15 protein-coding genes and 1 pseudogene are annotated in these 20,267 nt (G+C 61.9%); 6 read left to right on the forward strand and 10 right to left on the reverse strand.

The window, feature by feature from the left end; all coding sequences use genetic code 11:
- Positions 1–413: 413 nt before the first annotated feature.
- The 4 genes and pseudogenes from P9217_RS27715 to P9217_RS27730 form a co-directional block, all read right to left on the reverse strand.
- Entirely contained in the window at positions 414–1,574 is a 1,161-nt protein-coding gene (locus P9217_RS27715; protein ID WP_278055650.1) for a hypothetical protein, read from the reverse strand.
- Positions 1,575–1,762: 188 nt separating this feature from the next.
- Positions 1,763–3,229 carry a helicase-related protein gene (locus P9217_RS27720; protein WP_336618919.1) on the reverse strand — a complete coding sequence of 489 codons (1,467 nt, stop codon included), beginning with the start codon at positions 3,227–3,229 and terminating at the stop codon, positions 1,763–1,765.
- Positions 3,224–3,961 (reverse strand): annotated as a pseudogene (locus P9217_RS27725) (BREX system ATP-binding domain-containing protein); the annotation flags it as partial. The gene P9217_RS27720 and the pseudogene P9217_RS27725, both read right to left, overlap by 6 nt.
- Positions 3,958–6,315: a TerB N-terminal domain-containing protein gene (locus tag P9217_RS27730; RefSeq protein ID WP_336618917.1), complete on the reverse strand. Its 2,358-nt coding sequence runs from the start codon at positions 6,313–6,315 to the stop codon at positions 3,958–3,960. The pseudogene P9217_RS27725 and the gene P9217_RS27730, both read right to left, overlap by 4 nt.
- A 302-nt stretch (positions 6,316–6,617) precedes the next feature.
- Between P9217_RS27730 and P9217_RS27735 the strand changes: the two genes are divergently transcribed.
- Positions 6,618–10,016: a TM0106 family RecB-like putative nuclease gene (locus tag P9217_RS27735; RefSeq protein ID WP_278055654.1), complete on the forward strand. Its 3,399-nt coding sequence runs from the start codon at positions 6,618–6,620 to the stop codon at positions 10,014–10,016.
- 113 nt (positions 10,017–10,129) lie between these two features.
- Here P9217_RS27735 and P9217_RS27740 read toward each other — a convergent pair whose 3' ends face one another.
- From P9217_RS27740 to P9217_RS27750, 3 genes are read right to left on the reverse strand one after another with little or no spacing between them, the layout of a single operon-like run.
- Positions 10,130–11,536 (reverse strand): exonuclease domain-containing protein, encoded by a 1,407-nt coding sequence (locus P9217_RS27740; protein WP_278055655.1) that lies wholly within the window; start codon positions 11,534–11,536, stop codon positions 10,130–10,132.
- Between the two features lie 6 nt (positions 11,537–11,542).
- Complete coding sequence (locus P9217_RS27745) at positions 11,543–12,100, reverse strand: ImmA/IrrE family metallo-endopeptidase (RefSeq protein WP_278055656.1); 558 nt, start codon at positions 12,098–12,100, stop codon at positions 11,543–11,545.
- On the reverse strand, positions 12,078–12,437 hold the full coding sequence (locus P9217_RS27750) for a helix-turn-helix transcriptional regulator (protein WP_278055658.1): 360 nt from the start codon (positions 12,435–12,437) through the stop codon (positions 12,078–12,080). Before P9217_RS27750 ends, P9217_RS27745 begins: the two co-directional genes overlap by 23 nt.
- A 152-nt stretch (positions 12,438–12,589) precedes the next feature.
- On the opposite strand from P9217_RS27750, the gene P9217_RS27755 reads away from it, so the two are divergent.
- The 4 genes from P9217_RS27755 (at position 12,590) to P9217_RS27770 (ending at position 15,496) form a co-directional block, all read left to right on the forward strand.
- Positions 12,590–13,117: a hypothetical protein gene (locus P9217_RS27755; RefSeq protein ID WP_278055659.1), complete on the forward strand. Its 528-nt coding sequence runs from the start codon at positions 12,590–12,592 to the stop codon at positions 13,115–13,117.
- Positions 13,118–13,124: 7 nt separating this feature from the next.
- Positions 13,125–13,622, forward strand: a complete 498-nt coding sequence (locus P9217_RS27760) for a hypothetical protein (RefSeq protein ID WP_278055660.1) — start codon at positions 13,125–13,127, stop codon at positions 13,620–13,622.
- Between the two features lie 145 nt (positions 13,623–13,767).
- Complete coding sequence (locus tag P9217_RS27765) at positions 13,768–14,109, forward strand: hypothetical protein (protein WP_278088324.1); 342 nt, start codon at positions 13,768–13,770, stop codon at positions 14,107–14,109.
- Positions 14,110–14,119: 10 nt separating this feature from the next.
- On the forward strand, positions 14,120–15,496 hold the full coding sequence (locus tag P9217_RS27770) for a hypothetical protein (RefSeq protein WP_278055663.1): 1,377 nt from the start codon (positions 14,120–14,122) through the stop codon (positions 15,494–15,496).
- Positions 15,497–15,808: 312 nt separating this feature from the next.
- On the opposite strand, the gene P9217_RS27775 is transcribed toward P9217_RS27770, so the two are convergent.
- The 3 genes from P9217_RS27775 to P9217_RS27785 form a co-directional block, all read right to left on the reverse strand.
- A complete protein-coding gene (locus P9217_RS27775) occupies positions 15,809–16,456 on the reverse strand; it encodes an SMC-Scp complex subunit ScpB (protein WP_278055664.1) in 648 nt (215 codons plus the stop codon).
- Positions 16,457–16,458: 2 nt separating this feature from the next.
- Positions 16,459–17,415 carry a DUF1403 family protein gene (locus P9217_RS27780; RefSeq protein ID WP_278055665.1) on the reverse strand — a complete coding sequence of 319 codons (957 nt, stop codon included), beginning with the start codon at positions 17,413–17,415 and terminating at the stop codon, positions 16,459–16,461.
- A 239-nt stretch (positions 17,416–17,654) separates the two neighbouring features.
- The gene (locus P9217_RS27785; RefSeq protein WP_278055844.1) at positions 17,655–18,713 is read right to left on the reverse strand and encodes a GSU2403 family nucleotidyltransferase fold protein; all 1,059 of its coding nucleotides are present in this window, start codon (positions 18,711–18,713) and stop codon (positions 17,655–17,657) included.
- 196 nt (positions 18,714–18,909) lie between these two features.
- Between P9217_RS27785 and P9217_RS27790 the strand changes: the two genes are divergently transcribed.
- On the forward strand, positions 18,910–20,001 hold the full coding sequence (locus P9217_RS27790; protein ID WP_278055846.1) for a site-specific integrase: 1,092 nt from the start codon (positions 18,910–18,912) through the stop codon (positions 19,999–20,001).
- Positions 20,002–20,267 lie beyond the last annotated feature (266 nt).

The raw sequence follows: 20,267 nt of genomic DNA on the forward strand, positions 1-20,267 counted from the left end.
ACGATTTCACTCTACTTAAAATACGCGAGCCGGAGCTTGCAAGGCTGGTAAGCGAATAGAGTTATCCGTTCGCCTTACCCAAATTCATCGGACAAAACAAGAACGATCAACCGAAGGCTACCCATTAACCATTCGCCAAGGCTTGTTAATGACCGGACACAGGTCTCCATTTTTACTGAACGAAACGCAACTACCGAGCTAGCGCGGCATTACGGCGCATGACGTCGGTGGCTTTTCTCAATAGTCGACGACTTACTTCGTGCAATATCTAACATCTGCACTTGCCCGATCAAGCGCCATCGACGTCGACTTCAACCGACCAGAATGCCTTTCTGAGCGTCTGTCGCTCAGCGCACAGCTGGCTTTATCAGTGCGGTATGAGGGGTGGGCCAGCGATGGTGTGCAATGGGTATTTACAGTGAGTGCGCGGCCAAATTCATTCCTCCACTAAATCGCGAAGCGCCGATCGGATGCGCGGCCGAAGTGCGTTTACAAACGCGTTTGTCCGCTCCTGAAGCCAGTTCAGGGCCCGTGCCCGGTCTTCTGGATTCTCCAGGTCCTGCACGGGTGTAGTCCTGAGCAATGATTGGCCTGTCGCCCGCAAAATCGATCGTCACCCCTGGACCCAATTCCGCAGCCAACTCCTCTGCCTGAGGGGCCAGGGCCTTCGACGCGCGCTCGCCCACAGAGTTACGGTTGGAAGATAGGTCCAGACCGACGCGGTTGGCGCGCATATCACGGTAGACCGTCAACCAACTCGAACCACCGGGCGCTCCGAACTTGAAGACGATATGGCCGCCAAGGGCAGGTGGCGGCCGCATCTGATCCGGATCGTCGAGATGGAGTCCCGACAGGAAATCTTGCCAGAAGCTCTGCCTGATGGCGTTGCGCCGCTCCCGCCCGGCTCTTCTTTCCGATGTCTCGACGGGACCAGAGGATTCCTCTTCTTCGTCCTCAGACAGAGCGAGGCCATCCGGCAGGGCGATAACGCTCCTCACAATTGTCTGCGTCTTCGCGAGAACACGCGCCACGACGATCCGAGTCCCGTCTGCCAGCTCGTAGATCGGCATTTCGACGAGGCCCAACGTAAAATGAAGGCCGGAATGGCCTTGTAGATACTCCGCGATCGTCTCTACCCCGACGCGAATACCATCACCTACAATCAGGAGCAGGAACCGTCCTCGCCTCAGGTTCAGTGTCAGCGCATCATTGAAGCTGATCTCGTCCACATCGTTTCCTGCTGCCCGCACCAGATCGAGGAGGACATTTCCTTCTCTGCCTACTCTTCGGCTGGTCTCGCGTTGCAGGTCGGATGAGGTCCACAGCGCTAGTTCCTTCGCATAGTCGAGAATCTGCCCAACTACCTCCCGCCTGCCTTCTGGGTTGCGCCAAAGCTTGCACTCAGCGAGCACTGGCAGGCCTGTAGGCGTGACCATGAAGTTGTCGATTGGACCAGCCGGCGTCGAAAGCTCTCGGCAAATGGGTACCGGATTAGCGAATAACGGATCGATCTCGGCGATGGGCAGGCAGGATGGAAAGCGATGAATGAGGTCCTGGATCGCCGCCTCGGTCACGCCATGTCCCCCTCGGCCAAGCTCGAGGAGCCTTGCAGTCACTACCGAAGCTCCATCGCCGGAGATAACCAGAGGCGTTGAATGCTGCCTCGCCATGCGTCATTCCTCCTGTTTAGGGTGCGGCTGAACCGCATTTGCCCGGCGGTCCGATTGCCTCGCTTTGCAACAATTTCTTCTCCAAGCACCGCTTAGCCTCGCGGATTGAGTAGTTCGGTCGCGACAGCGCCGATCTCTTTCCCTATGTTCGCGCGCGCCTTGGCCCACAGCCTTCTCAAGAGTGGTTCAGGGACCATACCGTCGAACCTCGCTGTCTCGAGGTTCTCGACGAACTCCGAAATGGACTGAATATCCGGTGGGCGTTCAGCTACTTGACGAAGGACCGCCTCGGCTTCTGAAGGCGTAGTCTCCAGAACTGTCACGCCGACGTCGTGCACCGCGCATTCAAGGCCCGCCGAAACCAACGTGAAGGCGAGAACTGCATTGGCTTCGGTACCTCTCCAGGTCAGGATGTGCGTATCCTTCCCCGCCGGCAGGAATCTGGTCCGCTGCAGCCCGAGCTCCAGATAGGCTTCCCTCCCCTGCCCCAGGAAGTCGGCGGCGGCCATGTCGAGATAGGCTGGAACGTCGTCACCTTCCAGGACCGCTCGCATCTCGGACGAAAGCCTGTCGTGTACAGGTTCGCTCATCACGTTGTCGAACTGAGGAATCTTTCCGGACCGATGCCGCTCGACCTCGAGCACCTTGCTGCGGTCGTCCACCGATGCGATGCGCCAGCGCTGCCCGGCGAACGCGATTACCACTCCAACGGCGACCGGGTTCGAGATCGGGATGGCGCCAAGCGTCCGCCCGCCGCAGACGATCCGCCACTCCTCGTCCGTCGAAAACACGGCGTAGAAGTCGCGGCCAGCCGTAAGCCGCTCCCCGATTTCGCCGAGCATGACCGTACCATCCGGCGCCTGCTCCAGCAGCCGGTTGTCTGCCGAAGCCATGCCGCGCAGCAGCTCGATGTAATCGTCCTTTCCCAACACGGAAAGCGGGCCAGCCGAGCATATCGTCTCGAAAAGACGATCAGCGCGTAGTCCGCCCTCCTGAGCGATCAAGGAAACAGTCTGGTGAAGCGCGACGGTCGCAACGGCGTCGACGATGGATGGTGGTTCCACGAACTTGGCGACGAGCAGGCGCACCGCGGCAACGGCACGCACCGTCTCCAGTCTCAGGTGGTCGAGTGGGTCGGAATCCTGTCCAAGATTTCGTTCTCGCACATACACGCGAAGGATTGCAGGAACGCCGCGCCGCCGGCCACTGCGCCCCAGACGTTGGCGAAGCGACGCGAGCGACCGCGGCGCCCCAACCTGGGCCACGGACTTGATGGATCCGATATCGATGCCGAGTTCCAGCGTCGTCGTCGCGACCTCTGTCGTGGGTAGGTTGGACTGCTTCAGCCTGTCTTCGAGCTCCTCCCGCAATTCCTTCGAGAGGCTGCCATGATGGGGAAAGAACTCGTTCGGAACACCGCCATTTTCGGATCGCGTCCGCAGCCTGTCTGCCAGGGCCTCCACGCGCCTGCGCGACCCGGCGAATACAAGGTTGTTCGCTCCGCGAAGCGTCGCGAACATATGGTCGGCGATGAGGTCGAGCGCGACTGGCTTCACCATTTCGTCGAAGACGACGAACAGCCCGGCGTATCCTGCAAGCTTCACGAACGCTGCCAGCAGCTTGAGGGAATCATAGAGGTTGTCGTCATCGATGATGTTTCGGACGCCAAGCGCCTGGCGCGCCTCCGTCTTCGTGGAGTATTCCCCGCGCAGCCACCGGAGGGCCGAGGCCTTGAGAACCTCGTCGCCCTCTTCGCTTCCTTTCCAGTACGCCTTCAGGACCGTCGCGTAGTCATAGCCGCCGACGTGTTCCTGCAGGTGCGCGAGACGCTGGTCGATGATGCTCTCGACCGGCACGCCCGCTTGTCCCGCCTCCTGGATGCAGTCCGTCACGAAGCGCTCGACCACGCTCGGCAGTGCGCCGCCGTCGGGCCGGGTCCGCGTCGCCATGTTCCGGACGGCTTCGGCATAGAGTCCCCTCGCCTGGCCTGCCGTCGCATGAATCCTGCGGTCGGGCGCAAGGTCGGCGTGGATCGTGACGCATTTGCGCTCGAGTGCGACCAGGCGCACGAGGTTCAGGAAGAAGGTCTTGCCGGCACCGTATTCGCCGATCACGAAACGGATCGCCGCGCCACCGTCGCAGATGCGGTCGATATCCCGGACCAACGCTCCCACCTCGGCGGCACGGCCGACCTGCACATGACGAAGTCCCGTCTTGGGGACGACTCCGGCGGCGAGCGCCTGCAGAATGGCGTCGCGATCGCGCGTCTTGATAGTCGTCACGGTCGTCATGCTTCCACCCTCGCTTGCTGCAGCTTGTCCCTGAGATGCTCGCCGACTGAAACGCGCTCGTCGCTATCGACTATAGGTTCGTCGAACCTGTCGAAACCCCATTCGTTTATCGTTTCGATCGCTCCGTCGGGCAACAGCCGAAGCTTCCGTGCCTCGTCTTCGAACTCTTGCCGGTCAAGTTCGCCGCTCTCGGCCAGAAGGCTCAGCAATTTGGCGTGAGCGCCATCGAGACCGGCGAACTTCCCTTCCGCAGCTACAGGTTCCCTGATTTGAGGGGGAGAGGCTGGCGGCTCCTCTTCGATGAAGATGCCCGCGAGAAGCTCCGACACGGCCGTGGTCTCCGATTTGATCCGCTCCAGGCGACCGCGATCTATCCTGACACCGCCCGAGGGAGGTGCAGGAGGCTGCGCCGGGATCGGAATGCCGATCGCACGCGTCTCCGGAGCGACGGCGACGGGCTCGTCCAGCGCGACCGACCCGCGATGGAGGGCGGAATACAGATCCTCCACCGGGTAGCCGAGCGCCTTGTACAGCCGCTCGAGGAACTTCACCTCGTCAGGGGCCGCGTGGCCATCCGCCAGGACGGCCGACGTGGCCGATCGGACGGCGCTGGCGCGGGCATCCGCACCGATGCTGCCCAATTTCTTGATGGCGGATTGCTGCGCCGCCGGGTCCCTGAGAAGCGTGCTGGCGTACGCCATCAGCCTGCCGCGCTCGACGCCTCCCACGCCTGGAAACGAACGGATGTCCGCCTTGATCGATTCGAATTCGCTGGGCTCGACCTTTCCATCGGAAACGGCCGCCAGTGCCGCCACCTCTACCATCGCCCTGGCGGCAGCATAGGCGGAGAACTCGCCGTCCACGGGAGCCCCTTCCTTCGCCTTGAACAGCAGAATGTAGCCGTCGGCTTCCAAGCCGCGCGAGCCGTACCTGCGGTCCGGCTCGAAGCCAACATCCAGCTTGTCCATCAAGGCGCCGATCTGGTTGCATAGGACTGCGCCGAGTTTTCCCTTGGGCGGGATTTCCATTCCCAGGGCTTGCGCCAGCCGCGTCACCTTGACCCCGGCGATCCTGTGATCGCCAAAAAGATCGTCAACGCGCTTGAGCGCTGCGGCTCCGGTCCTCGAGCCGGACATCAGAATCTCCTTGGGCAAGAGGAAAGCGGCCTCAACGGTATCCTTGGCCTCAGGTTTCTTTCCAAGAAGACGGCTGTAAGCGGCAAGCTCGTCTGTACACGCGTTGAGAAGGTCTCTCAGTCCATCGATTGGCGCGGAAAGGGCAGCGACGTCGGGAAGCGGTCCGAGCTCGCTATCCGACAGGTCCACCCTGCCCCCGAAGCCTCCGCTCGCCGCCCGGTATTCGACTTTGATCTTCGTCCTCGGCGAATTGACCTTCAGCCCGTCCGGATACCGCGACGCGAACCGCACATGCCAGAGTTCGGCGAGTTCCTCGAAGCATCTAGCTGCAGGCTTACGGAGCTGCGTGTCCGGAAGGGACAATACCCACAGAAGCGCATCAGTGCTGTCGAAAGGAAGCTTGGAACCTAGCTTTCGTCCGAGATGCAGCCTTACGGACAACGGCATCTCGTAGCCGCTCCTCAAATCTGGCGAGAGTGCCGGCCGGGAGATATCCGGGTTCGCCATCAAATCCGCCACGTCCAGGAACTTCGAAACGTAGCCCTTGAAGGAGTAGTTCTCGCCATGGAGCGCAAGAAGGCGCCGGACCTCCGCTGCCATCGCCGGCGCCTCGTTCCTGGCCTCGTCGACGAAGAGACGACGTTCGAGGCCATAGAAGAATATGAAGACGTAGCCTATGCCGATCGAAGGATCGTTCCTGCTTCCTGCAAGCCATTCGAGATACGTCCGGCGCGCCCCGGGGGAGATCGATTGGTATGATGGCCAGTAGGGCAACGTCCTGCCTTCGGGATCACCTCTTACGGAGCCGACGTGGCATGTTGGATCAACCAGGCAGTTCTCGGCACCGGATTTTCCGGCGAAGGACGCGCCGAGATAGAACATGCCCGAGTTGATTGAGACTCCCGCCACCCGAACGCTTTCTCCGGAAGCTATCCATTTTGCCGGAGCCTTCGACTGACGACCGCTATCGCCTGCGAGCATGCTGGGCGTGACCGGGCGCCGCTCCCACTGATTGCTTCCTTCGGTGAAACGCCCGCCAGGATGAGATCGCGGGTCCTGCCAAGGCTGCTGCGGCGACGCAATCCGTTCGCTCGTCGGCGCAGACCGGTCCTGCACAGATCGGTGTGAGCGCTGCGGCGCCTCTTCTGCGAGACTTTGCTTGCGTCCTAGATAGATCAGCCACGCAACCAACGCCGCGCCGATCAGGAACCATTCCATAGTCGTCCCCCCGGACCCTCAGGATATTCCGTTGACATCATGGCATGGTCTGCGGGTATCGGACAATCTTCGAACAAAGATTGCCGCCCACAGCAAACAACTTCGATGACGAAGAGCACCTTCCTTGGTCATCGCCGCTAAAGAGAGCCGGACAATAGGGTTGCGTGGCGGCCATGCGAGCACCACTCATCCCATTATCTTGCGGCGCCGGGTGCCGCTAGACGGCGAAAGTTCTCCCGCAGAGTTTATTAACGGCAGCGAATGGAAATAGGCTGCGGCAGCAGAAATGGGGGGACACTGGTATGCAGGTAGTTGCGGGCGAACTGCGCCTTAGTGCGAGCGACTTGGTAGGGCATCTAAGTTGCCATCATCTGAGCGTTCTTGACCGAGCTGTCGCACAGGGACAGCTCGTAAAGCCAATCTACTGGGACCCGCAGCTGGAGGTCCTCCGGGAGCGCGGAGCCGTGCATGAACGGAACTTCGTGCAGCATTTGACCGACAGCGGATTGGAGACAACGCGGATCGACGGCGTCGATATCTCTGACACGGCCGTTGCAGCGACCCTCCAGTCGATGGCATCCGGCACCGAGGTCATCGTGCAAGGCGCATTGCGTCATGGCCGCTGGGGCGGCCGGGCCGACGTCCTGCGGCGTGTCGAGAAGCCAAGCAATCTCGGCGCCTGGTCGTATGAGGCGCTCGATACGAAGCTCGCACGGGAGACGAAGGCCGGAACGGTGCTTCAGCTCTGCCTCTATTCGGACCTGCTGGATCACGCGCAAGGCCTTGCGCCGGATCATATGCATGTAGTCGCCCCTTGGTCCGACTTCATGCCGCAGACGTTCCGCTTCGCCGACTACGCAGCCTACTATCGGCAGGTGAAGCGTCGCTTCGAGCAGTCGCTGGAGCAAGAGAATGCTCCGGCCACGTATCCCGACCCGACCCCGCACTGCGACGTTTGCCGCTGGCATGACACTTGCGATCGCAAGAGGCGGGAGGACGACCACCCCTGCCTGATTGCCGGCGTGACGAAAGTCCAGATCAACGAATTCGCGCAGCACGGCGCCTCGACGATGGCTGGCATCGCAGCGCTCGCCCTTCCCTTTCCCTGGCGTCCTGAACGCGGGTCGGTCGGCTCGTATGGTCGTGTGCGGGAACAGGCGCGCATACAGGTCGAGGCGCGGGAAACCGGGGCGCGAAGATTCGAGATGCTTGAGATCGAACCCGGGTTCGGGCTCGCACGTCTGCCTGAACCTTCCGCCGGCGACATCTTCCTGGACCTCGAAGGAGATCCATTCGTGGGAGAGCACGGCCTCGAATACCTCTTTGGCTACCTGTTCAACGACGGTCAGGGCCAAAGCGTTTACCGCGGCGAATGGGCGTTAAGCCGCGCCGAAGAAAGGCAAGCGTTCGAGCGGTTCGTCGATTTCGTCATGGCGCGCTGGGAGACGTATCCGGACCTGCACATCTACCATTACGCGCCCTATGAGCAGGCAGCCCTCGAGCGCTTGATGGGAAAGTACGGCACGCGAGAAGACGAAATCGACCGGATGCTGCGCGCGGAGCTCTTCGTCGACCTCTATTCAGTCGTTCGGCATGCCGTTCGTGCCAGCGTCGAGAGTTACTCCATCAAGCGTCTCGAACCTTTCTATGGCTTCGCAAGGCAGGTGTCGCTGCCGGACGCGAACAGCGCGCTCACGAACTTCCAGGCCAATCTCGAGCTCGGCGACGTCGCATCCGTCAGCGAAGCGACCCTCGAGACAGTGCGCGGCTACAATGAAGACGACTGCCTCTCGACGGCCGCCCTCCGCTCATGGCTCGAGGATCGGCGGGCAGAATTCATCGCCGCCGGCGTGGATGTCCCACGGCCCGCAGGCGGTGATGATGGTGCCCCGAACGAGAACGTCGCTGCCTGGCTTGCGCGCATCGCTCCCGTTATCGAGCAGCTTCTGCAAGGCATCCCCGACGATCCTGCCGATCGCTCGGAAGAGCAGCAGGCGCGTTGGTTGCTGGCCAATCTGCTGGATTGGCATCGGCGGGAACTCAAGGCTGCATGGTGGGAGCTCTTTCGCCTTGCTGCGGTGTCCGCCGAAGAGTTGCTCGACGAGCGGGCGGGGCTGTCAGGCCTTACATTCGTCGGGGAAGCCGGCGGAACGGCTCGCGCGCCCATCCATCGCTACAGTTACCCAAAGCAGGAGACCTCACTTCGCGGCGGCGAAGACCTCCGCAATTGCGGCGGCGACAAGTTCGGAAAGGTTGAAGCTATTTCGCTTGAAGAACGGACCGTCGATATCAAGAAGCGCCAGGACACCGCCACCGTTCATCCTGAAGCAGTTTTCGCGCATAAAGTCGTCGGCGCCGAGGTCATTGCGGAGGCTCTCCTCCGCATCGGAGAACATGTCGTGGCGAACGGAGTTGAAGGCCCCGGCCCGTACCAGGCGGCGCGAGATTTGCTGTTAAGGCGCCCGCCTCCCATCGGTGACCACTCTGTGAGGGAGGCAGGAGAGAGCACGCTTGATGCCGCGTTACGACTGGCGGAGCATCTCGGCGAAGGCGTCCTCCCCGTGCAGGGACCGCCGGGCGCTGGGAAGACCTTTACAGCAGCGCGAATGATCTGCGCCCTCGTCCGACAGGGCAAGACAGTCGGGATCACCGCGAACAGCCACAAGGTCATCCGGAACCTCATCGACAAGGTCATTGAGGAAGCGGACAGTCTCGGCGTCGATCTCCAGTGCTGTCACAAGGCCGATGAAGAAGACGAACAACAGCATCGGCTGACGTTTGCCCGCCGGAGTGAAGACCTAATCGCGGCCATGGGCCACGACGTGAACGTTGGCGGTGGGACGGCCTGGCTCTGGTCTCGTCCCGACGCATTTGAAGGGGTCGATGTGATCTTCGTCGACGAGGCGGCACAGATGGCCCTCCCCAACGTGCTCGCCGTCTCGCAGGCAGCGAAGACGCTTGTCCTCGTGGGTGATCCTCAGCAGCTCGACCAGCCGATCCAGGGCAGCCACCCTGACGGGTGCGACGTATCCGCCCTCCACCACATCCTCGATGGCGCCCAAACCATCCCGCCAGATCGCGGCCTGTTCCTCGACGAAACATGGCGGCTTCACCCCGACATCTGCGGTTTCACGTCCGAGCTCTTCTACGCAGGGGAACTCCATCCGCGCGAAGGGCTAGGGAGCCAGTTAATCGGTGGCGAGACACCCATGTCCGGCGCCGGCCTCCGATGGATGCCCGTTGCGCACAATGGCAACCAGAGCAATTCGCCGGAAGAAGCTGAGGCGATCGCGGACCTGGTGAACGAAGTCATTGCGGCGGGCGTTAGCTGGACGGATCGCGAAGGGGCCAGTCGCCCGTTGACTCTCGATGACATCCTCATAATCGCGCCTTTCAATGCGCAGGTTTTTGAGATCCAGAAGCGCCTGCCAGGTGCCCGGGTCGGTACGGTGGACAAGTTTCAGGGGCAGGAGGCGCCGATCGCCATTTATTCCACCGCGACCTCAAGTCCCGCCGACGCGCCGCGCGGCATGGAGTTCCTGTACAGTCTCAACCGTTTGAATGTGGCAACGTCCCGGGCGAAATGCGTATGCGTTCTGGTGTCGTCGCCTATGCTTTTCCAAGCCGAGTGCCGAACACCTCGCCAGATGCAGCTTGCCAATGCGCTTTGCCGCTACCTAGAGCTCGCAAGGCCAATTTGACCTCGTCGCAACTAGGCGGGAGAGATTGCATGGGCATTATTAGCGTCGGTACATATGGCTGAGGCTCGGACCAGCACCTAGTGACTGAGCAGAATAGCGGTATGGTTGTAAATCTACGCCGCGACGGACGCTAGACTGTCACGCCAGCCGACAAGGTGGGCCCGATGGGACTGGAGATGTGCCAAATCGCCAGGGCCTGCGAGGGCAATCATGGAGTCAGCGAGTTCTATCGCCGCCGGCAGCGTCAGCCACGGGCAAGGCGCCTCAAGGCCAAGTACCCGATTACGATGGCGGACTGCGTGAAAGGCTCGCCGCTCGGTGCTCAGTGCACCGGGACTTTCCAAGTAAATCAATTCTTCGCCAAGAAAACAAAGCCGTCCGTCCTGAAGCGCGGATAGGATTGCGTAGCGTTTCTCCCACGGAGCAGCGTGGAACTGCTCCAGTACGGCGACATCATTATCGGCCGTAAAGGCGTCGAATATCTGCTGCTCGACATGGGGCGATGGCGGGTAGATCGGCAGAGACGCATCTCTCGCAGCCACCAGCCTGGCGGTCAGACCGGGATCATCGCGCAGGCGTCGCACTCTGAGCTCCAACTCCGCATCATCTAGTGCCCGCGCCTCGGTGCCCGCTGGTGCGTCTTCAACAGCGAACAGGACCGGGCAGCCATTCACCTTGAGCTTCTTTACCGGGCGCGGGAGGGTGGCAAGCCGCTCGACAAGCTCTTCGTCCGAGAGCGCGGCAAACTCTGCAGGATCGAACTGGAGATCAAAGGCGTAATGAATATTCCTGTCGCGAACTGATATCCCGATCCGGGTCACGAGCCACGTGTAGGCCTTGCCCTTGTAGAACTCCGCCAGCCCGAAAATCTGTTCGTCGTGTATATGCTGAAGAACTGCCGATTTCTGCGCGAAGCGCATAAAGTCGTTCCAGACTGCGGGCGCCTCGTTCATGAGAATGCGCGCGACATGCAGGGTCGCGTCAAGATCTGCACGGGCATTGTGAGCGTTGAGATTGTTGTATCCGTTGGCACGGGCGAGGTCGCCAAGCTTGAACACAGGCGCTCCGTAGTCACCGGTATTGAGCCGTAGAGCACCCGGCGCAAGGAGGTGGGCAGCGCGCGCGAGCTTCAGAAGATCGGTTCGCGAATTGCCGTCCATCACCGTCAGGTAGGGGCGATGCAGCGTCTTGTAGAAGGCGGCGCGCAGGATATTTTCATCCAGCCCGAGATTGTTGAAACCCATGAACATCGATCTGCCCCAGCCGCGAAGCCGGGAGTTGATCGACTGCATCATCTGGTAGTGCGACGGCAGTGACGGGTCGGTCAGGTGGGAGGGCTTGAGGCCGTTGACCTTCATGGCCTCCGGACTTGGCACGACGTGAGGTAATAGCCGGCTCTGGAGCTGGAACTCGTCGACGATATGCAGATCATGGTCGGTCTTGATCGCGGCGAACTGCAATATCTGATCGAACTGCCAGTTCGTCCCGGTCGTCTCGGTGTCGTAGAATACGAAGGCCATGAGACCTCAATTCGTCGCTGACAAACTCTTCAGTCGGTATTCCATCATCGATTTGCTGACGCGGAACTTTCGCGCCAGCTCGTCCAGCGGGCTCTCGTCGTCTATGTCCGCCGAGGCGAGGCGACCATCGAGGGTCTTTTGCAGTAACGTATGCGGAACCAGGAGTGCCGCGGCGAAACGGTTGGCCTGGATTTCGATCGGCTGCGTGCCGAGCGAGGACCGGTGATCGCGGTTGAACACCAGCAGCGGCACTTCATATTCCTTGTCGACGTGAACCTCGCTGGACAACAGTTCGCGGTGCAGTTCGAGATGCCCGCACTCATGGGCGATTGTGAACCGCTGCCGATTGACATGGTGGAGTGCGTTGACCCCGATGATCGGCGTCCCATCCTTGATGTAGATCATCCCTGAAAGCTCGTCATCGAGCGGCGAGTATCGGACAAGGGCGCCGAGGCCCTTGGCTATCTTGTCGACGGGTATGGGCGCTGTATCTCCCAGTTTGAATCTTTCGAGAACGGCCGCCGCCGCTTTTTCTGGCTGGTCAGCGCTTGTTCTGCTTGGCACCTGTCTCTCCCTCTGCTGGCACTATTGGCTTGTCCGCGAGCATCTGCGCGAGTTGTGCGCGCTGGCTCGCGCTGAGCTGCTGCGAGAACTTCATGTCGTTCTGCCCAACCACCGGCCTTGCGGGCCTCGGCAGAAGGTCGGGCGGCTCCAAGCCAAGCGCCGAGGCGAAGGCGAAGAGTTGATGCACCAGCAGCTTCTGCCTGCCGCTCTCGATGTTTGCCAATGATGTTCTTGAGAGTCCGACGAGCGGCGCAAGCTTTTCCTGCGTCAGATTCTGCTTTTTGCGGCGCTGGCGGATCAGGCCGCCGATCTCTCGATATACCCAATCGTGGTTCATGACTTGTTCTAAATGCAAACCGACAAAATGTCAACGTCACCAACATTGTTTGCATAACAGACATTATAAATGTTTGTATTTGACGCATTTTGGAATCGACGCTATGGTTGTCGCCGTGGGGATGGCCCTGCGACGAATCCAAGGAGAGCAAAATGGCTTTCGATATTTTTGTTCATGCGCACGGACGCGATCCCGTGGTGGCCTCCGTCGAAGACACGGATAAGCTAGCTGACGTGCTGGAGCGGCTGGGGCTTGGCGACAAGGAGTCTGCCGATGCGCCGGTATTTGTCGGCGAGAGCGAAGATGTCCTGAAGGATATCGAAGCGGAGGATGCCGAGGACACGGTCGAGGCCATCGACAAGAAGAAGTCGATCGGCGAACTCGGCCTTACCAAGCACCGCCATGTTCATTTGGCGCGCTGCACGCGCGTGAAAGTGGAGGTGAATTACGGCGCGAAGACTAAGCACCGCAAGGTTGCCCCCTCCACGACGGTGAATACGCTGACGAACTGGGCGCGCAAGGCGTTCAAGCTCGATCCGGCTTCGGCTGCCGAGTACGTGCTGCAGATCACCGGCACCACGACGCAGCCCCGTGGCGATACCCATATCGGCGAACTGACGACTGCACCGGTTTGCGCGGTGTCGTTTGACCTCATCAAGGAAGTGACGCCTCAGGGCTGAGGTCGAGATGACGCCGGATCAGAAGCTGTTCAACATTGATCTTAAGGACGCCGGGTTTCGTACCGGCGTCCTCGCCGGGCGCTGGGGCATTGCCGAGGAAGAGGTTCTGCCGGAGGGGATGACATGGCCGCGTGCCTGTTTCTGGCTTCAGGCGGCTGAACGTCCGGGCGCACCGACACGCTACCACATCATGATCGACGTTGCCGGATACCGGGCGGTTTCTCCAACCGGGTCTTTCTGGGACCCGGTAGCAAAAACCATGCTGCCGAAAGGCATGTTCCCCAAGGGGCGGCCAGGATCGCGGTTCGCCCAGGTTTATCGGACCGACTGGGAGCCCGGCCTGTGCAAGGCCTTTTACCACCCTTACGACCGCTTCACCCTGAGCTCGCACGGCGACTGGACCACCACCATACCGCACCTCGCATGGAAGGACCGGAACACGATCACTGACTATCTCGACGAATTTCAGACGCTGCTGGTGGGGGAAGACTATATCGGCCAGTAACGCAGGCGCGAGACGCATCAATATCAGCGTGTGGACCTGGATGTGGCTGGTACTCGGGCTGCGCAGTCGCGGCCAAGGCCGTCGTGAAAGCGGAGCGTTTCTGTTAGGCAAATGGAATGGTTCAACCGGCAGGGTGAAGCGGGTCGTGTTCTATGACGACCTCGACCCGAACGCCTACCAGCACGGGATCATCACGTTTCACGGCCACGGCCTTGCCGCGTTGTGGGCAATCTGCCGGAACACCGGCCTCGAAGTTCTCGCCGACTGCCACACCCACGGCAACCAGAACACGGGGCAGAGCGTGACTGACCAGCGCAACCCAATGATCCCCGAAGTCGGTCATGTCGCACTCATCTTTCCGCACTTCGCGCACATGGCTCCTTGGACGGCGCGGGGAGTCGGTGTGCATCAGTACCTCGGCAGCTTCCGGTGGTGCCGTCACGACAAGGACGGACTGTCGGATCGCATCCGTCTTTTGCTTTGGTAGGAGGCCAGCAATGGCACAGGGCATCTCGCGCATCTCCAAGTTGCTGGTCGACCGCAATGGCGACGATCCCGAAAACGTGCTTGCGCGTCGGCGTGGGTTCACCGTCACTCTTCGTCTCGGCGAAGACGTCGCCGGTTCACGCTCGCTGCAGTTGGCAGCACTGACAGCCGCCCGCCTCGCCGTGCGTTGCTTTCCGGGCGCAGTGCGCATCGAGGCCCCACAGAAGGTGTTGGATGCCGTGGCCGTCGTCGGCGTGGTTGGAAAGCCCCCGTTGCGCGAGGCGCTGAATGCCGAGGTCGGCAAGAACGGCTGGAAAGCCGGAAGCACCGGGCACGTCCTCCTCATTGGCGATGCCATGCATGACGGATTGGCGACCCGCATCACGTTCGATGGCTGGGCCGCTGCTGCTGGACCGGCATCGTTGTTGAGCCGGTATGCGGAGCGGGAACACTGCTCCCTTGCGCCAGTCCTTGCAGCAGCGCTGTCGGTATCGGAAGTGTTTCTCGCTTTCGCCCGCCTTGATCTGCAAGCCGGGCGGCGGGTCATCGGGATGTCGCTGTGGCGACCGGACCTTTCGCCTACTGACCCGGACGCCGTCGGGCCCGGTGTCACTTTTCTGCCGAGGAAGGCATGGCTTCTGGGCCTCGGGCATCTTGGCAACGCATATCTGTGGGCCATCTCAACGCTGCCCTACGCGCGACCGCAGGATCTCCTGCTGTATCTGCTCGATTTTGATAAAGTCGAACTCGCGAACACGGAGACGGGCGTCCTCTTCCGTCGTCGACACATCGGTCAACTGAAGACGCGCGTATGCGCAGGCTGGCTCGAGGACATGGGCATCGAGACGCGCTTGATCGAGCGCCATGTCGATGAGCATCTTCGCAGGCGCGACGATGAGCCCGCGCTCGCGTTCAGCGGATTCGACAACAACGAGGCGCGCCATCAGTTGGTCGGCGCAGGGTTCGGCCGCGTGGTGGATAGCGGGCTTGGCGGGACTGCGACCAATTTCGACTCAATTAGCCTGCGAACCTGGCCGAACGCCCGCCGCCCAGACGATATTTGGCCGTTGGTCTCGGGCGCGGAACAGCAAGCAATCAATGCGGCGATTGAGAAGGCGGCAGAAGCCAACCCCGGGTACCGCCGCCTAAAGCGCCAGGCCTGCGGCCTGATCCAGCACGCGGGAAAGTCGGTGGCGGTGCCGTTCGTAGGGATGACTGCAGCAACGATGGTTTTGGCCGATGCCCTCAGGGTGCTGCACGATGGAGGCAGGATCGAGAACCTCAAAGTGCGGCTGGGGGCGATTGCCAGTGGTATTGACGTGACCTGGTCGCAGTACAACGGCGACGACCTTGCCGCCGTCGCCTACACCGACGCCAGGTCCATCTGACGCGACCTCGGTCCACGTGATTGAAATACCTTGCTCTCGGGTCCGCGTCGGCGTTGCGCGATAGGTGAGAACCCCCTAATGCGGCCCCGCCGCCAGAGCAGGCCAGCAGCTTTCGGGACAATGGCAGTGAGGCGCGAACGGATAGCCTGCGGCGCAGAGCTGCCGCTAGGCAACCGATACGACGATGAGGAAGGACAAGCCGTGCGTTATAAAGCGTAAGCCTCTGTTCGCTTACGTTGCATTTTGCATGTGGCCGCAACGTGACAACGCTCCGCTCACGGCACAAGCTCCTCAACGATGTCGCCCTCCCCGTTAGCCAATACCGCCGGCCAGCAGCTTTTCTTTCGACAGCAGCCCGGCGTCCTCGAGCGCCTCGAAATCCGGCAGCTGGCGCAACGTGTCGAGCCCGAACTGCGACAGAAAATTCTTGCTCGTCACATAGGTGTAGGGCGCGCCCGGCTGCGGGCTGCGCGGCCCCGAGGCAATGAGGTCCTGCGCGCGCAACACGCCGATCAGGTCGCGCGACACCTCTTTGCCAAAGAAGGACGACAGCTCGCCACGCGTGATCGGCTGGAAATAAGCGATGCACATGAGGACAAGAGCCTCCGACTGCGACAGTTCTTTTGTCCCCTGTCCCGCGGCTGTCCCGAACGCGGCGTGGATGACGTCTCCAAAAACCTTTTTGGTCCGATGCTGCCAGCCGCCGGCGACCGACACCAGTTCGTAGGGGCGGCCGGCGAGCTCGGCGCGAATGTCATCGATGACCAGTTCGAGATTGCAGTCTTTTCCCACCACCCGCGCGAGCACTTCGCGCGGTACCGGCTCGCTGGCCGCAAAGATCACCGCTTCGACGCGGCCCATCCACTCGCGCCAGCGCAATTCCGGCGGCAGGTGCTCAAGCTCAGTGTCCAGCAGCGCCGGCTGCTCGTTCGGCTTTCGGCGGACGGACGCTTGGCTCATCGCTACAGCCCAAACAGCCGGAAGGTGGGACGGCCGGAGAGCTCGCGCACGGCCTCAAGCTGCTGAAGCCGCTCGAACAGCCGCCGCGCCGCAAAGCGCGACAGGTTTTTTGTCACCAGCGATCCGGCGACGGCATCTTCATTCAGGAGCAGAAAAATCACGTCGCCGGCGCCTTTGGCGCGCAGTTTCGGCGCCACCGCCAGGAGTCTTTCGGCGCGGCGCGACAGCTCGGTGGCCAGCCGGCAGGCATCGGCCGCCGCCTGAACCAGGGCGACGCAGACCGCCCGCTCAAAATTCTTTTCGCCCGGTCGGATGCGCTTGCCGCCGCCAGCCTGGGCGCGGAAGGCCGGCGAAAAAGCCTGCGCCATCAGGAGCGGCAGCGGCCGCGGCCAGCGCAGGCTTCGCGCCAGCACTAGGTCGGCGAGCCACCAGGCCAAAAGCTCGGCATCGGGGCGCATGGCGACGACGCGGGCGGCGATCGCCGCGGCGGCGAATGGCGCCGACTGCCGCGAAGCCGCTACTTCTTCGATCTCCGTATAGAGGTCAGCGAGAGCCGCGCCGTCCCAATGGAGGCCAAGCTGGACGACGATCTTTGCAAGCCGATCGGCGCTGGCGACGGGCGGCTGCAGCGCCAGCTGCCGCCAGGCGGCAAAAATGGCGCCGGCGGGACCGGGATCGGCGCCGGCCGGGCAGAGGTGCCAGGCATCGCGCAAGGCGGCCGCGTCCTCGGCGCGGCCGGCGAGCCGCATGCTGGCGGTCGCGCAGTTGAGTGCCAGCCGCTGGCGCCACGCGCCGGCCCACGCTGACTGGGCGCGGGCAAGCATGTCTAGCGAAGCCGAGGCGGCGCCGGCCTGGAAGGCGGCGTCGGCCTCTTGCAACGCGCCGCCGGCGGCGAGTGCCCAGGCGGGAACGGTCGGCGGCGCGGCGGGGCTGGCGGTCGCGGGATCGAGGCGAATCATGCTTTCGAGGGTAAAATGCCGGTGCGCTTTATGCCATGATCTTCGCATCAAAACGCACAGCCTGTCGGCGCGATAAAACGAATGATAATGTTGCCTTATCGCTCGTTTTGGGAAAATGGCCTCTGTGGCTCGTTTTTCACCGGCGGACGGGCTTGTTCAGGCGTCAGATCGACGAGAATTCGCGTTCATTGAGAACGCGCATTTTGTTCATCGCCAAGCATTTTCTGGTGCGGCAGCTATCACATCATGTCGCCAAGGGCAGCCTGCAGCGATGGCGATCGCTTCAGGGTGGCCGCAATCCTGTCCCGCCAGCGCTTGCCGCGCGCCAGAGCGTCCTCAAGAGCCTCGCGCAGGTCGTCCGGCCTGTCCGTAGCCAGCACATCAACCAGGAATTCGGCCTGCAGCCGGTCCTTGATGGATTTTAGGCTGTCTGGCCCGTCGCGGCGACGATCGGCAACGATGAGCTTATGGATTGCGAAGCGTTCCGGCCGCGGAATTTGCACGAGCACGCCGTCGCGATAGGTAACGGCTGCCAGCATTGGCTCTGCCAGGAGATAGTTGAGATGATGTAGCGATTGGGCATGGACGCCGAGCGCCGGTAGTGGACGCAGTCCCTCTTCCTCGGCGAAAGACGGCGTCAGGAACTCGACCAGCGTCTCGCTCCGCGTTTGTTTCCAGCGCCAGGTCTTACCGGGGTCCAGCGTCGGCGCCGGTTCGAACGAGAAATCCTTGAGAACCCGTTCGAGCGGCGCCGACACACTGTCGTCCAGGGCGATCGAGAGTTGCTCGAAGCTGGCGATATCGACGTCGTTCGTTTGGGCAGTCTGGTCAAGGGTGAAGCGGACGCCGAGCTCGCCCTCGTAGAGGCGGAACGCTTGAGTTCCCACGACCGTCCCGCCGAGACGGAAAACTCCGGCGGAAGCGAATGCATGCAGAAGGCTGCCGGTCGCTGCATCGACGCCAAGGAACCGTTCCGCGCGCAGCAGGCGGACCAGTCGAGCGCGATTGCGGCGACGATTATCGCGGTCGTCGCGCAGTGCTTCGATGCGTTGCATCCGAAGGCGAAGTTCTTCGCCATCTTCTCCGATATAGGTCTTCTTGACGTCCGAACCGACGCGGTAGGTGTCGTACCAGTAGACGCGGCCGTTGCGGTCGATCCGCGTCGGCGTTCCGCGAATCTCCGCCGCGACTTCGTCGCGCAGAGACGACAGCAGATCGTGGTAGGCCGAATGAGCGAGCGGTGAATGGCGCGTGATCATGATGCTCAACGAAATACGGTTTTGTTGAGCATACTCCATGTTCAACGAAAATGAAAGCCGTTGAACATCATCACCGCCGCGGCCTGATTTTTCTGATTTAGGGCATATTTCGGCTTCGAGGATGAGACGTTCCAGCTAATCGTCCCTGACATGGTATGTTGCGAATAGCAGTTGAGGATCCGCGCGATTGACCGAACAAGGTGACCTGCCTGATATCGTGGAGATCGTCCACGCCATGGGCCGAGATACCGCTGAAGGGTCAAATGCGCGGTTGACGGCCGCCAGGAATGATCCCTCCCCTGCCCTGCCGGAGCCAAATCCTGTCGACCGACAGCGGTTGCCCGGCCACCTCGAGCACCTCGCCGATCGCGCGCGCGATTATGTCGAGGCGGCGAGTTCGGCCAACACCCGTCGCGCCTACGCCGCCGACTGGAAGCATTTTTGCGCCTGGGCGCGACGGCAGGGCATCGAGGTGCTACCGCCGGATCCACAGATCGTCGGCCTCTACATCACGGCTTGCGCATCCGGCAAAGGAAACGGTGACAAGAAGCCCAATTCCGTGTCGACCATCGAGCGCCGCCTCTCCTCGCTTTCCTGGAATTTTGCCCAGCGCGGCCAGCGGCTGGACAGGAAGGACCGCCACATCGCCACGGTCATGGCCGGGATCCGCAATAGCCATGCCATCCCTCCCCGGCAGAAGGAAGCGATCCTTCCCGAGGATCTGATCGCCATGCTGGAGACACTTGACCACGGAACGCTACGCGGCCTGCGCGACCGCGCCATGCTGCTCATCGGCTTCGCCGGCGGCCTGCGCCGTTCCGAGATCGTCGCGCTCGATGTCGGCCGCGACCAGACCGAGGATGGCCGCGGCTGGGTGGAAATCCTCGACAAAGGTGCATTGGTCAGCCTGCGCGGCAAGACCGGCTGGCGCGAGGTCGAGATCGGCCGCGGCTCGTCCGACACGACCTGTCCGGTCGTGGCGCTAGAGAACTGGCTCAAGATCGCGCGCATCGGCCACGGCCCGCTGTTCCGGCGTGTCACCGCCCAGGGCAAAGCCGTCGGCGCCGAGCGGCTCAATGATCAGGAGGTGGCGCGGCTCGTCAAGCGGACCGCGCTTGCCGCCGGCGTGCGCGGCGACCTGCCGGAAGGCGAGCGCAGAAAGCTCTTTGCCGGCCATTCGCTGCGCGCCGGCCTCGCTTCGTCGGCCGAGGTCGACGAGCGTTATGTGCAAAAACAGCTCGGGCATGCCTCGGCCGAGATGACCCGCAAATATCAGCGCCGCAGGGACCGCTTTAGAGTAAACCTCACGAAGGCGAGCGGGCTCTGACGCCCGGCTCCACAAGTCTGCCTGGATAATTAGAGCGGTATTCCGTGATTGGAGGGGATTATCGGGCCCCGCATGGCCGTCTACGCCCGCAGGCAGAAAACAGAAGGCGCCATTGCCCACGCGAGATCTTTGAGGGGCATTGAGGTTAACATCTGCTCGCACAAACGCGCACTTTGGGCAGCGGGAAGCCTGGGTAGGATAGCAAGAAATCGCGAGCTCGGTTGTACATGTGCAACTCTCTTCCCAGTGGCTAATCGCGAGCCTTT

This window comes from Mesorhizobium sp. WSM4989 (assembly GCF_029625795.1).
Taxonomy (GTDB): Bacteria; Pseudomonadota; Alphaproteobacteria; order Rhizobiales; family Rhizobiaceae; genus Mesorhizobium.

Bases quoted from the DNA above. Each gene is read 5' to 3' on its own strand.
- P9217_RS27720 (WP_336618919.1), bottom strand. From the start codon at position 3,229: ATGGTGAAGCCAGTCGCGCTCGACCTCATCGCCGACCATATGTTCGCG.
- P9217_RS27730 (WP_336618917.1), bottom strand. From the start codon at position 6,315: ATGGAATGGTTCCTGATCGGCGCGGCGTTGGTTGCGTGGCTGATCTAT.
- P9217_RS27735 (WP_278055654.1), top strand. From the start codon at position 6,618: ATGCAGGTAGTTGCGGGCGAACTGCGCCTTAGTGCGAGCGACTTGGTA.
- P9217_RS27740 (WP_278055655.1), bottom strand. From the start codon at position 11,536: ATGGCCTTCGTATTCTACGACACCGAGACGACCGGGACGAACTGGCAG.
- P9217_RS27750 (WP_278055658.1), bottom strand. From the start codon at position 12,437: ATGAACCACGATTGGGTATATCGAGAGATCGGCGGCCTGATCCGCCAG.
- P9217_RS27755 (WP_278055659.1), top strand. From the start codon at position 12,590: ATGGCTTTCGATATTTTTGTTCATGCGCACGGACGCGATCCCGTGGTG.
- P9217_RS27760 (WP_278055660.1), top strand. From the start codon at position 13,125: ATGACGCCGGATCAGAAGCTGTTCAACATTGATCTTAAGGACGCCGGG.
- P9217_RS27770 (WP_278055663.1), top strand. From the start codon at position 14,120: ATGGCACAGGGCATCTCGCGCATCTCCAAGTTGCTGGTCGACCGCAAT.
- P9217_RS27775 (WP_278055664.1), bottom strand. From the start codon at position 16,456: ATGAGCCAAGCGTCCGTCCGCCGAAAGCCGAACGAGCAGCCGGCGCTG.
- P9217_RS27780 (WP_278055665.1), bottom strand. From the start codon at position 17,415: ATGATTCGCCTCGATCCCGCGACCGCCAGCCCCGCCGCGCCGCCGACC.
- P9217_RS27785 (WP_278055844.1), bottom strand. From the start codon at position 18,713: ATGGAGTATGCTCAACAAAACCGTATTTCGTTGAGCATCATGATCACG.
- P9217_RS27790 (WP_278055846.1), top strand. From the start codon at position 18,910: ATGGGCCGAGATACCGCTGAAGGGTCAAATGCGCGGTTGACGGCCGCC.